Origin of the sequence: Legionella resiliens (genome assembly GCF_021344005.1) — a bacterium.
Taxonomy (GTDB): domain Bacteria; phylum Pseudomonadota; class Gammaproteobacteria; order Legionellales; family Legionellaceae; genus Legionella; species Legionella resiliens.
Genome location: NZ_JAJTND010000006.1, coordinates 1 through 12,349, shown reverse-complemented (window position 1 = coordinate 12,349; position 12,349 = coordinate 1). Strand labels below are relative to the sequence as shown.

The following is a 12,349-nucleotide window of genomic DNA, read 5'->3' as shown; positions in this document are numbered from 1 at the left end:
AAAACGTTTCGCTCTGCAGTTTTCCAGGATTCAACGATAACTCTGAACAATGGCTACTAGGGCATGTTGACAATTCATCCCCATCGCCTACGTGCCGCGACTTGTTCGCGACATCGAATAGTTCGGATTCTGTCGGAGAGGAAAATCAAGCCATTAGGAAATCCGTTGGTGGGCAATACAACAAAAATCCATATGGCAGTTGAGGCTTGCGGCTTTCCGATTGGATTTGAATTGACTGGCGGTGAAGTATATGATGCTAAAGCAACTCCTAATCAATGGCTACTAGGGCATGTTGACAATTCATCCCCACCGCCTACGTGCCGCGACTTGTTCGCGACATCGAATAGTTCGGATTCTGTCGGAGAGGAAAATCAAGCCATTAGGAAATCCGTTGGTGGGCAATACAACAAAAATCCATATGGCAGTTGAGGCTTGCGGCTTTCCGATTGGATTTGAATTGACTGGCGGTGAAGTATATGATGCTAAAGCAACTCCTAATCTCATTGAAAACTCCTAAATTTGATTACGCCATTACAGACAAAGTTTATGATAGTGAGGAAATTCGAGAACTGATTAGACAAAAATCATCTACTCAATTATCCCTCGGAAGAACAACTCTAAAACTGGCCTAAATTGGTTTATTATGAGGTTCATGAAACCTATGTAGAAGCTGCTCGGCGTGGAAAAACATTTCAAAAATTGGTGCAGGCAGTGGAAGTTAAATTTGATTGAGGATCTTAATCCAGAATAGCGTGATCTATATGAAGAAATTTGCAGTTGATCAAGATCGGGCTGGATGCCGCGAACAAGTCGCGGCACGTAGGCAGTGGGGATGAATTGTCAACATGCCCTAATTAAATATTGCAATTAACTCTTTTACCGGCCGGTATGTAGAAGCTGCTCGGCGTGGAAAAACATTTCAAAAATTGGTGCAGGCAGTGGAAGTTAAATTTGATTGAGGATCTTAATCCAGAATAGCGTGATCTATATGAAGAAATTTGCAGTTGATCAAGATCGGGCTGGATGCCGCGAACAAGTCGCGGCACGTAGGCAGTGGGGATGAATTGTCAACATGCCCTAATTAAATATTGCAATTAACTCTTTTACCGGCCGGCGTAGCGATCCCTGACAATTAATAAAACGCGATACTGGAAAACTTTTAATTTCTGCTTTTCTATAGTGGTATCGAGTAAACTCAGTATCATGGTTAGAGAGAATAACTGGAATACCCTTAGCGGCTGTTTCTTTGGCCAACTCCGTTAACTCGATTTGATCTTCTGTTGTAAACAATTTTTTGGTGTAGGGTAAATGATGTGATTTCTCTGAAAGAAGTACATAAGGTGGGTCACAATAAATCACATCCCCCCGCTCTGCATACTCAAACGTTTTTCTGAAATCATTATGGATGAATTCTGTCTGTTGGCTTTTTAAATGAAAAAGTTTCATTTCTTTATGTGGAAAATAAGGTTTACTATAAAGTCCAAAAGGAACGTTATAAATTCCTTTGGAGTTATATCGACATAATCCATTATAACCGTGTCGATTTAGGTAAAGAAAAAGTGCAGATTTTTCTGGTGAGTGAGACGATATATTAAAATTAGATCGGAGTTGGTAATATTTTTCTTTACGGTTGAATTCTGGGCTAAAATAGGTTTCACAATGCTTAATGAATGCGTCTCCATTTCCTTGTAATGTAGTAAAAAGATGGATTAAATCAAAATTGCTTTCAGCCAACAGATAGGAAGAATAATTCGTATTCATAAAAACGACACCTGAGCCGGCAAAAGGCTCAATGAGGCGTTTACCCGGAGGAAGAAAGGGAATAATCTTTTCCAGACAGTTGTATTTACTACCTGCCCATTTAAGAAAAGGTCTTATTTTAACCATAGGTTTTACCACGATTTATTCAGAAAGAAGTATTGCTCATTTTTAAGAAAAAAAACAGAATTTTTATTGCAAAAATTTACAACTCTTTAAGTATACCTTTTTCCTATCGTGTAAGGCGGATCAAAAAAATAGAGTCCGCACTCGATGGAATGTTGACTGTGAAGGGTTATCTAGAAGGGTTATCTAAGATAGGGGATCATGTACCGCTTTTTCTGGAAATCCAAAAGATGAGCAGGATTTAGTGATTTGGGGTATAGTTACTTATGTAATTCATATGCCGAACTAGTTTGCTTACATTGCTGGATTACTATAGTTTGACTGGAATTGAAAATTCCACATGTTATATTAAAAAAATAAATTCTTAACAGTGAACATTTTTTAAGGGAATGAAAATGAAAACAAAAACAATTCTTCTAACATCAATGGTCTTGGCCTATTCAACTGTTTTTGCTGATTCAACTCCACCTAAGGTGAGCATTCAACAGGCGCTTTCTGCAGCTGAAAAAGCAGGATATACAGATATTCGAGAAATTGAGTTAGAGGATGGCCAATGGGAAGTTTCAGGGAGAGACACTCAGGGTAAGGAGTTTGAAATAAAAATTGATGCAGCAACTGGTGCGCTGTCTAAAGAAGCTCGGGATTAAAGGACAGCATCTCCTGAATAATTATTGCACCAGGGCTTCTGGTGCAAGGTTTATACATGAGATCTTTATTACTTCCTGATAACGTCAGCTTAGGGACGGATGTGCACGACCCATTCATCAATCTCGGATCAATACTCCCAAATGACAGGAAATAAAGGGTGCTCCATTGGTGCTCCTGCTGGAAGCTGCTCGCTCAATCCTGGGAAATCGGGAGATGTTATCCATTTTCGTGGTGCATGAGTGATGTCGTCACCAAGAAAACGTACAGAGAATACTCTTCGTCGTTGATTACAGCTCACTCCACTTGCAGAATGAAGCGTGAGCATATGAAAACAAACTACGTCACCAGGAGTTATTTCCCAGCCAATAATGGGGTAGTTTTCCCGTTTTGAGTCAATATCAGGAAGATCAGCGAGACTTCCTTCCGGAAACCATTTTGCCTGGTTATCCATAAAAGAACGAGGCATGAGCCAGGGTCCCAAATGAGAGCCTGCGATAAACTCCAAAGTGGATGCATGAGGTACTGGATCAACAGGTATCCATAAACTGCAATTTTGTATTCCTGCAATATTGTAATAGGGTTGATCCTGGTGCCATGGGGTTCGTTGCCGCGTACCTGGCTCTTTAACCAGAAGATGATCATGATAAAGTCTTGTTTCTTTACTCTGCATGAGTTTACCAGCAATGAGGCTAACTGGTGATTCAAAAATAAATTGTTGATAATGAGGATTCGTTTGCCAAGTACAAAAATCTTCAATGAATCGCCCCGGATCATCATTTTTACTTGCAATTTTAACTCTAGGACTAGGGGATTTCAGGTTAAGCTCAATGCCGGTTTGAAGTAGTTCTATTTCTATAGGACTTAGAATTTGGCGAATACACACCGCGCCCACTTTTTTATAAGCATCAATTTGCACTTGAGTAAGAGCTGCCTCCACACGCTGAATAATCTGCTCTGAAATAGAATGGTTTTTCATCTTGGGTGAAATATGAGTTTTCATTGATGTTACTAAAACTCAAGATAAAGAGCCATTGGGAAATAAGATAGCTACAAGCTCCTGATTTAAAAAAATCATGAGCGTAATTAAAAGTTATGCTATTTTACAGCTTTGCCATGAAAAAGGATTTGCAGGTGCATGAGTTAAAATTAAAACCCAGTGAACGAAAAATTATTTTTCTTGCTTCTTTGGGGGGGGCATTGGAATTTTATGATTTTGTAATTTACGTTATTTTCGCACCGATAATCAGTCAGATTTTTTTCCCAGAAACCGACAAATTGGCTTCATTGATGAGTGTATATGCCGTTTTCGCCATTGGCTATTTGATCCGTCCCTTAGGAGGTGTCGCTTTTAGTCATTTTGGAGATAAATACGGCCGTAAAAAAACGTTTATTTTTTCGGTCATCTTAATGGCTGTTCCAACAGTTCTTATTGGCGTTTTACCAACGTATCAACACATAGGAATTTTTTCGAGTATTCTTTTGATTTTTTTACGGTTATTGCAAGGATTATCGATTGGAGGGGAAATTCCAGGAGCATTAACTTTTACTTGCGAACACGTAAATCCTCGCTCCAGGGCACTTGCTTGCGGCGTTATTTTTGCTTGTCTCAATTTAGGTATTTTTCTGGGCGCAATGATTAGTTTAATTCTAACGAATGAACTTTCAAACGCACAATTATTGAGTTTCGGTTGGCGTATTCCATTTATACTTGGGGGATTACTTGGGATATTCAGTTTCTACATTCGTAAACAATTGGCTGAGAGTCCCTTATTTCTCGCATTTAAGAATTCAACAGAAAATACACGAATGCCCTTTGTCGAAGCAATCACTTTATACTGGCGAAAGATTTTACAAGGTATTGGTTTAACGTGTTTGGGCTCTGTAATGATTAATCTATTATTTTTATATATGCCTACGTATCTTTCAACGATTCTTGCTTATCCAAAACAGCAAGCGACTTTATTCAATACGATTAATTTGGGTTTTTATTCCTTGTTACTTATATTTTTTTGCTGGTGTGCTGATCGTTTGGGTCGTAAGTTGGTTCTTTTAATTGGGGCAGTGGGTTTTATATTATTAAGTTATATTTTATTCGTTACCTTATCCAGACAAACGACTTTATCACTTATTGTTGCCTTATTTATTTTTGCTATTTTGAGCAGTGCCATCATGGTTTATCCCAGCTTACTGGTTGAACTATTTCCGGTATCTATCCGTTACACTGGAATTGCTATTTCTTATAATCTCGCATTTGCTTTTTTCGGAGGTTTAACTCCGTTTATTGTTACTTATTTAATTGAGGCATTAGACAACAACCTTGCTCCCAGCTTTTATCTAACCCTCAGTGCAATTCTTTGTTTTATTGCAGTATTGACTGTTAAAAAACTCTATGTGGAAACAGAGGCTTCATCATGAACTCAGGAGTAAAAGGGGTTGTATCTTTTTTATTAGCGCTTTTCCCAAGATAAAAATAGCATATCATTAGAAGTATGCTATGAGCACACAATCAACCCAAAGTGTCACTTGCAAATAGTTAAAATCACACCTATATTTGCCTGATTGTTGATCATTTGGGTTATAGTGATAGCAATATTCGCGACTTATCTTCTCCACAGGATAATTTGGAGAGCTGGTTCAGCAACCTAGTTAAAAATTATTAAACAGGTTAGTCGCTGAGATAAAGGATTAGGGAGAGGCTGGGTTGGACCTTGATGGAACTTTTAATTCAGCGATGTGATAAAACTTCATCAGTTACTCTTAATCACACCCTATTCTATTTTTCTCGAAGCTAACGCAGGGAATTGTTGACGGTTAATTTTTATATCATGCGTTAAAAACCTCTAAACTGGGGAGAGTTATATGAGCAAGTCGGGATATGTATTCTTATTGTGGCTAGGATTATTATCATTTAACAGCCAGGCAGTTCCGAATGATTCGGACTCCTTGTTAAAACAACAAATTATTGGTACACAAGCTATTGGCGCAAAATATCATTTTACCAGCGATGATCCAGTAGTCGAGCAGGCGAAAAGAATTCTGGATATGGGTTCTAAAATGATCAAAATATCAGCTAAAGAGGGACCTGTACTCGATGCTATTTTGGATATGCCTTTTGACACTTATTTCTTCTGGTGGCGCTCTGATGGGAAAATCTGGGAGAATGGTTTATCTGCACCTGATAAGGCAAAGGAATATAAAGAAACTTATAGTTTCGCCAAAAAATTGCTTACTCGTAATGCCCAGCTTGAGCGAACATTCTATTTAGGTAATTGGGAGGGGGATTGGTATCTGATAGACCCTAAAAATCAAATAGAACCCAGTCAAAAGAAAATACAAGGAATGATTGATTGGTTTAATATAAGACAGAAAGCAGTTGAAGATGCTCGCAAGGATGTGGGGGCAAATAGCTTAGCAAAGGTTTACCTGTATGCTGAGGTAAATCGGGTGCGAGATGCAATGGTTTTTAACAAAGCTCGTGTGGTTAATAAAGTATTGCCCAAGACTAATGTGGATTATGTTTCTTATTCAAGCTACGATGTACAACAAGAACCTGTAGATGTGATAAAACAAACGCTTAATTATATTGAAGATAAATTACCTAAAAAGACAGGTATTAACGGACGCAGGGTCTTTATAGGTGAATGTGGTATTCAAGCGAAGCTTGTTGGTTTTAATCCCCAAAAACATGAAAAGGTGAATCGTGATATCTTTATAAAGTTTTTGCAAACCAATGTTCCTTTTATACTTTATTGGGAAATGTATAACAATGAAGTGGAAAATAATGAACACCAAGGGTTTTGGTTGATCAACGAGAAAGATCAAAAACAGCCTCTGTATGATACACTCGAAGCACTTTACACTGCCCAAAAAGATTTCAAAGATATTAGAAAACAATCGATACAATGGCTCGAAGAGAAACGTAATTGAAGCTGAAGATTATAATTGTATTTTTCATGTTGAAGTCATGATGACCGCAGATGGGTCCAAAATTGTAGTAATTAATTCACGGCTTTAGGTTCTTTTTAAATAGGATCTTTGGATACCGCGCATAAAGCGCGGTACGTAGGGCTAAAAAAATTTATGCCGGTTTTTGCAGACTTTCCCTGTCAGTCGAGAGTAAAAACTAATGCGGGCATCGCTTAAGGTCCGCTACGGCTACCCCCAGGTTCCATTTTATTTAATTGGGAATAGAACGTTTCTCTTCAAAAAACTGTACCTTACCTGTCTTGATATCATGTACGCCGGCCACAACTCCTATTTGTTGTTTACTAATTAAATCTTTGAGTATTGGGCTTCTTTCTTGTATTTCTTTGACAACTCTTAAAGCATTGGCTTTGGCGATGGCATCAATTAATTTATGGTCAGTACAATTTTTTGTTCCTTGCTCTTGCATACTTGTTTGCACAACAGGCTTAATTTTATCTAAAACATCAGTCAAATGCCCGAGTTGAACCCCATCACATGCACCTGCTACAGCGCCACACGAGGTATGTGCCAAGATTACAATAAGCCGGGCTCCGGTTACTTTAGTTGCATATTCCATGCTACCCAAAATATCATCATTGAGTACATTTCCAGCCACACGCAAGGTGAATAAATCAGCTAAACCTTGATCAAAAATGAATTCAGGGACACTACGTGAATCCATACAATTGAGGACCACTGCAAATGGATATTGCCCATAAGAAGATTGATGTGCTTGGGCTAAATAATCTCTGGACATTTGCGTATTGGTTAAAAAACGCTGGTTTCCCTCTTTCAAGCGTTGCAAGGCCTGTTTTGGAGTCATTTTTTGTTGTTTTGCTTGAGTTAATGTTTTGCCTAAAATTGGCATCTCTGTAGTAGATGAACTTGCAAAGCCAGTAAATGAACAAGTAAAACCGAATGTTAAAGCCAAAATTTTTATCAGATGCTGCATTATGATGCTCCGTTGTTTAAATAAAAAAATCATTCCTTTTTATTGATGATAACTTAATCTTACAATTCATACACTATTTCCTTGAATTTTAATAAAGTGCCTCTATTTATATGTATGTAAAACAATGATTAGGAGGTGGTTATGAGTATCGTAAGACGCGATTATTTTCCTGTATACAATGAACTTGGTTCATTTTTAGATAATTTTTTCAGAGGACAATCATCAGATTCTTCTATAGTAGATACAAGTACATGGACGACTCCTGTAGATATTAAAGAAGAAAAAGAGCGCTTTTTAGTACTTGCAGATATTCCTGGTGTGATTAAGGATGACATTCAAATATCCTTGGAACATAATATCTTAACACTTCGCGGAGAGCGTCACTTCGAAAAAACAGAAAACAAAAATGGTTACACGCGTATAGAGCGTTCACAAGGTCAGTTTTATCGTCGCTTTAGCTTACCGCAAACTGCTGACGATACAAAAATAAGTGCTAAATACAAGCAAGGAGTGTTGGAAATTTCGATTCCTAAAAAGGAAATGGCAGTTGAGAAAAAAATTGATATCACAGTCGAAGAGTAAGGCTTATCAATCTTAATCGCAGTGGAACTTGGGAGTTTCGATAAAATAATCGCTAGAACCCCCGGTTTCACTGCGCTCCGCTCTTGGATTAAGAGACACTTTTCTCTGAATTCAATGAAAAAATACGAAGACGATGATGATCTGGATCAAGGGCCACAAAGGTATAACCAAAATCCATCATCGTCGGGGGTTGGGCAATCTGGATCCCCTGTTGATGCCAGAGCGTATAAAGTTCATCAATCACGAGATCATCTCGTACTTGCAATGAAAGCTCACCTCCGTTACCAAGTGCGGTTGCACGAGGTTCAACTGAGTGCTTTGACCATAGACCAAGACGCATACCGGATTTTAATAAAAACATGACAAAAGTAGGCGACGATTCAATAGGTTGGCTGTTAAGTAATTGCTCATAAAACGATGTACTAACCCGAGGATCATCGACATAAAAAATAATTAAATTGGGATCAAGATACATAAAGAACTCCTTTTATTTAACGGAGATTTGAGTTTAAAAGATCATGCTGACAGTTTTTGTCAGTAGTGTTTTGCTCCTGAATATACAAGATATATGGATAACAAGAATGATTGGTGATTTAATATCGCCAAAGTTGTTCTGCCCAATAAGCATGGCAGGAATATTTAAAAGGAAGTTGATCATGAATAAGTTTTATGTAGATCCCGATATAGCAAAAGCCTCCACTTTACCTGCTCATTTTTATACGTCTCTGGAGTGTTTTGAACACGTAAAAGAAAAAATATTTGCCAGGACTTGGCAGTTTTGTTGCAGTACAGAAAGCTTGCGGTTGGATGGACAGTTGGTGCCTTTTACCTTATTGCCGGGATTGTTGGATGAACCTTTATTATTTGTTCGTGATGAACAAGATCGCTTTCGTTGCCTCAGCAATGTATGTACCCATAGAGGTAATATCTTGATTGAAGCACCGTGTACTGCTGAGAAAATTAAGTGCTCCTACCATGGACGCCGATTTAATCTTTGCGGTGAATTCCTACATATGCCCGAATTTGAAAAGACCTGCAACTTTCCAACCGCAAAGGACAATTTGCCGCAAATTCCATTTGATTGTCTTGAGCCATTTCTTTTCGCATCCTTATCACCTCAAGTACCCTTTAAGGAAGTGTTTGCTGATATTAAAGAACGCCTTTTCTGGTTACCCATGGAAAAAATGCGTCTCGATCTTAATCGCTCACGCGACTATTTAGTTAAAGCGCATTGGGCGTTGTATTGCGAAAATTATCTTGAAGCATTGCACATCCCTTTTGTTCATCATTCATTAAGAAAAGTGATTGATTGTACCACCTATACCACAGAACTTTATCGTTATTGTAATTTGCAATTGGCTCTAGCCAGTGATGGAGAAGAGAGCTTTATTTTACCTAAAGACTCTCCTGACTATGGCAAACAGGTAGCGGCTTATTATTATTGGATTTTTCCAAATACAATGCTTAATTTTTATCCTTGGGGATGTTCTGTAAATGTTGTGAAGCCATTAGGACCTGGATTAACAAAAGTTTCATTTTTAACCTATGTGCTTGATGAAACCAAGTTAGGTAAAGGGGCGGGTGGTGATTTGGATAAAGTGGAACGTGAAGATGAAGCCGTAGTGGAGTCGGTTCAACGTGGAATTCGCTCTCGTTTTTATGAGACAGGTCGGTTTTCTCCTACAAAAGAACAGGGAACCCATCATTTTCAACGATTGCTTTGCGAGTTTCTTAATGATTAATAATTAAAGAATAGGGGTACATAATGCCCACCAAGACTAAAAATGCAGTCTTAGTGGGTAAGCTGGTTTTTATTTACAATAGGTACCAGTCCATGTTTGTTTACAAAATGTGACGAATTCTGGTTCGGTATGATATTGAGTATACCAAGTACTCCATAATTTTGCATTCCCAGGCTCTGCATACCAGGTTTCAAACTTTTTCTGATCGTAATTCAATGAATCACGCCACGTTACTTCTACTACCTCAGCAAAAGCCGAAGACATCAAGGAAAAACTAGCGACTATCATGAATGTGACTAATATTTTTTTAAACATAACTATCTCCCTTTAGTTTATGAAAATCAATTAAAGTGTAGTTAATATTTCATAGAGTGCAAAAAAGTAAAATATACGTCGAGTTTTTGTGTTATTTGAGCACAGTTGTTGGGGACGAAGAGTCCCTATTTAATTATATTATTTGCGGCAATTTGATTCATGGTAAAGCTTAGAGCCTGTTGATTCCCCCTATAATAAGTCATGCTCTTCTTTTAGTGAATTACTGATTATTTCATTAAGTATTCGATTAAATGTAGCAATACTATCACGCCCAAAGAGGACATCCAAAATTCCTGGTCGCGGAGCAGGGTGCCTCAAAAAATTTGCCTTATATTTCTCAAAAACCTCCTTTGTCACTGTGCTTATCAGCACCCACAAAAAATTATACTTTCCACCTATTGATTTGATATGGGTGCGAGCCTCCTTGGTGTCTTTTCTACTTTTCTTTTTGAATAGTTAAGACTTCAACTGGTGGCAATTTTTCAGTAATTCTTGAAAAGGCCACCTAAACGATTGTTCACTCGATAATGTTGCATTTGCTAAATTAACGATGGTGCGATTGAACTGAAGTCTTTTTGAATCTGCTTCATTAGATTCAAAAGCCCACATATTATTGTAGGCAAGTGAGGGCTGCTCCTACAAATTTTTTTGTAAATAAAGATATCTAATTGGCTATCCAATCTGTGGAAAACTTTTTCAAACTCAATGTTTCTGATCAATTAAAAACCACTCTTTTAACTTAGGATTGCTTGAGTTAAAAGAGTGGTCAGAGATTTTTTAATCTAGAGCTCACCTACTTCTTAATAAAGAACGGATAATGGGTGATATTTTTGCTGCTGCAGATGCTTCGAATCCACCTGAGATAAAATCACCAGGAAGTGTAGGGGAGTCTCTATTAATGACATAAGTCCAGTTAGTTCCCCTATTTTTACTTACAGCTACCAAAGGATATATTGGTTCGTCAAGACTCCCATAAGTACCAGCAGCAATACAATTTTGTTCATTACAACTTACACTATTTAAAAAAGCAGCATCAATATATCCTGCGGGTAAGCCTGGTGTACTGCTAGTAATTCTGTAGGTCCAGGTAAGCCCATTATCGCTACTTGCTGCTAATAAAGGATAAAAGTGCTCAGGTAAAAAAGCAGCGCCAATATCGGTATAATTACCTGCTGCAATACAATTATTAGACAAGCAGGTTACCGATGAAAGTGATCCTGATGCGAAATCAGCAGGTAAAGCTGGCGAACTACTGGAAATTCGAAAGGACCAAGTCACACCATTGTTTGTACTGGTAGCCAATAAAGGTATTAAATTGCCTCCCGTATTGATATATCGCCCCGACGCCACACAAGTAGTTGCACTGCAGCTGGTGTCTGTAAATATACCGCTACTAGTAAAATCACTTGGTAAGGTGGGTGTACCATTAAAAATTCTATAAGTCCAGGTTAAACCTCCATTTGTACTTGAAGCAAGTAATGGGTATCCAACACCTTCTACACCATTAAAGTGTTGCCCTGCCGCAATGCACGTTGTTCCATAACAGCTAACACTATTAAAAAATGCTTCATCCGTGTTTTCAGGTAAAGTTGGGGTGCTGCTCGAAACTGTATAAGTCCAAGACTGCCCACGGTTTATACTTGTTGCTATTAAAGGAAATCTTGTAAATCCAGCGTTAGTATAACTTCCAGCTGCTACGCAAACATTATTGGTTGTCCCCCCGCTGCAACTAACACTACTAAACTGACCATTACTAAAGTCACTCGGTGCACTAGGAGTATTCTCCGAAAGCGTATATTGCCATGTTGCCCCATTATCAAGACTTGTTGCCAGAAGAGGATACTCTGCAGTACTGGAGTATCTGCCACCAGCAATACACACGCTACTATTACAGCTTACATCTGCAAAACTTCCTGAGAGAGTCCCTGCGGGTAAGGCAGGAGAAGAACTTGTTATTTTATAGGACCAAGTAACACCCTTATCAGTACTTAGAGCCAATAAAGGAAAATTTGTGACATCAGAAAAATAGAGGCCTCCCGCAATACATACATTGAGGTTACAGCTTGCACTTGTCAATCGGGTAAATTGATTTATCGAATCTATTGGAGGCATAGGGAATTGGCTTGTAATACGGTAAAACCAATTTAACCCATCAATACTCGCGGCTAAAAGCGGAAAAGCAGATTCCACATCGGTAAAGCGATAATCACCAGCTGCAATTAAAGGCAATACAGGAGGAGGTGGTGGCGGAGGAGGAGGA

General features: G+C 38.4%; 11 protein-coding genes and 3 pseudogenes. 8 read left to right on the top strand and 6 right to left on the bottom strand.

Going from position 1 to position 12,349, the window contains the following annotated elements; translation table 11 throughout:
- Positions 1 to 143: 143 nt before the first annotated feature.
- The 3 pseudogenes from LXO92_RS15445 to LXO92_RS15435 all read left to right on the top strand — a co-directional run.
- Positions 144 to 264 (top strand): annotated as a pseudogene (locus tag LXO92_RS15445) (IS5/IS1182 family transposase); the annotation flags it as partial.
- A 102-nt stretch (positions 265 to 366) separates the two neighbouring features.
- Positions 367 to 652, top strand: a pseudogene (locus LXO92_RS15440) (transposase); the annotation flags it as partial.
- Positions 634 to 751, top strand: a pseudogene (locus tag LXO92_RS15435) (GIY-YIG nuclease family protein); the annotation flags it as partial. The pseudogenes LXO92_RS15440 and LXO92_RS15435, both read left to right, overlap by 19 nt.
- Before the next feature lie 326 nt (positions 752 to 1,077).
- Here the strand turns inward: LXO92_RS15435 and LXO92_RS15425 are convergent.
- A complete protein-coding gene (locus LXO92_RS15425) occupies positions 1,078 to 1,887 on the bottom strand; it encodes a DNA adenine methylase (RefSeq protein WP_182350405.1) in 810 nt (269 codons plus the stop codon).
- Between the two features lie 392 nt (positions 1,888 to 2,279).
- Here LXO92_RS15425 and LXO92_RS15420 point away from each other — a divergent pair, with 392 nt between their 5' ends.
- Entirely contained in the window at positions 2,280 to 2,531 is a 252-nt protein-coding gene (locus tag LXO92_RS15420) for a PepSY domain-containing protein (protein ID WP_232891286.1), read from the top strand.
- A gap of 128 nt (positions 2,532 to 2,659) precedes the next feature.
- Here the strand turns inward: LXO92_RS15420 and LXO92_RS15415 are convergent, their stop codons facing one another.
- Complete coding sequence (locus tag LXO92_RS15415; RefSeq protein ID WP_232891308.1) at positions 2,660 to 3,508, bottom strand: phytanoyl-CoA dioxygenase family protein; 849 nt, start codon at positions 3,506 to 3,508, stop codon at positions 2,660 to 2,662.
- 155 nt (positions 3,509 to 3,663) lie between these two features.
- Here LXO92_RS15415 and LXO92_RS15410 point away from each other — a divergent pair, with 155 nt between their 5' ends.
- Together LXO92_RS15410 and LXO92_RS15405 are read left to right on the top strand one after the other, a co-directional pair.
- Positions 3,664 to 4,947, top strand: a complete 1,284-nt coding sequence (locus tag LXO92_RS15410) for an MFS transporter (protein WP_232891285.1) — start codon at positions 3,664 to 3,666, stop codon at positions 4,945 to 4,947.
- Positions 4,948 to 5,391: 444 nt separating this feature from the next.
- Complete coding sequence (locus LXO92_RS15405; RefSeq protein WP_232891284.1) at positions 5,392 to 6,459, top strand: hypothetical protein; 1,068 nt, start codon at positions 5,392 to 5,394, stop codon at positions 6,457 to 6,459.
- 250 nt (positions 6,460 to 6,709) lie between these two features.
- Here LXO92_RS15405 and LXO92_RS15400 read toward each other — a convergent pair whose 3' ends face one another.
- On the bottom strand, positions 6,710 to 7,450 hold the full coding sequence (locus LXO92_RS15400) for a carbonic anhydrase family protein (RefSeq protein WP_232891283.1): 741 nt from the start codon (positions 7,448 to 7,450) through the stop codon (positions 6,710 to 6,712).
- 141 nt (positions 7,451 to 7,591) lie between these two features.
- Between LXO92_RS15400 and LXO92_RS15395 the strand changes: the two genes are divergently transcribed.
- Positions 7,592 to 8,032, top strand: coding sequence for an Hsp20/alpha crystallin family protein (locus LXO92_RS15395; protein WP_232891282.1), 441 nt, complete (start codon positions 7,592 to 7,594; stop codon positions 8,030 to 8,032).
- Between the two features lie 88 nt (positions 8,033 to 8,120).
- Here the strand turns inward: LXO92_RS15395 and LXO92_RS15390 are convergent, their stop codons facing one another.
- A complete protein-coding gene (locus tag LXO92_RS15390; RefSeq protein ID WP_232891281.1) occupies positions 8,121 to 8,507 on the bottom strand; it encodes a VOC family protein in 387 nt (128 codons plus the stop codon).
- A gap of 181 nt (positions 8,508 to 8,688) precedes the next feature.
- Here LXO92_RS15390 and LXO92_RS15385 point away from each other — a divergent pair, with 181 nt between their 5' ends.
- Complete coding sequence (locus LXO92_RS15385; RefSeq protein ID WP_182350398.1) at positions 8,689 to 9,774, top strand: SRPBCC family protein; 1,086 nt, start codon at positions 8,689 to 8,691, stop codon at positions 9,772 to 9,774.
- Between the two features lie 69 nt (positions 9,775 to 9,843).
- On the opposite strand, the gene LXO92_RS15380 is transcribed toward LXO92_RS15385, so the two are convergent.
- Together LXO92_RS15380 and LXO92_RS15375 are read right to left on the bottom strand one after the other, a co-directional pair.
- Positions 9,844 to 10,089, bottom strand: a complete 246-nt coding sequence (locus LXO92_RS15380) for a hypothetical protein (protein ID WP_182350397.1) — start codon at positions 10,087 to 10,089, stop codon at positions 9,844 to 9,846.
- Positions 10,090 to 10,878: 789 nt separating this feature from the next.
- A partial coding sequence (locus LXO92_RS15375) for a sialidase family protein (RefSeq protein ID WP_233291545.1) occupies positions 10,879 to 12,349 on the bottom strand: 1,471 nt, incomplete at its 5' end.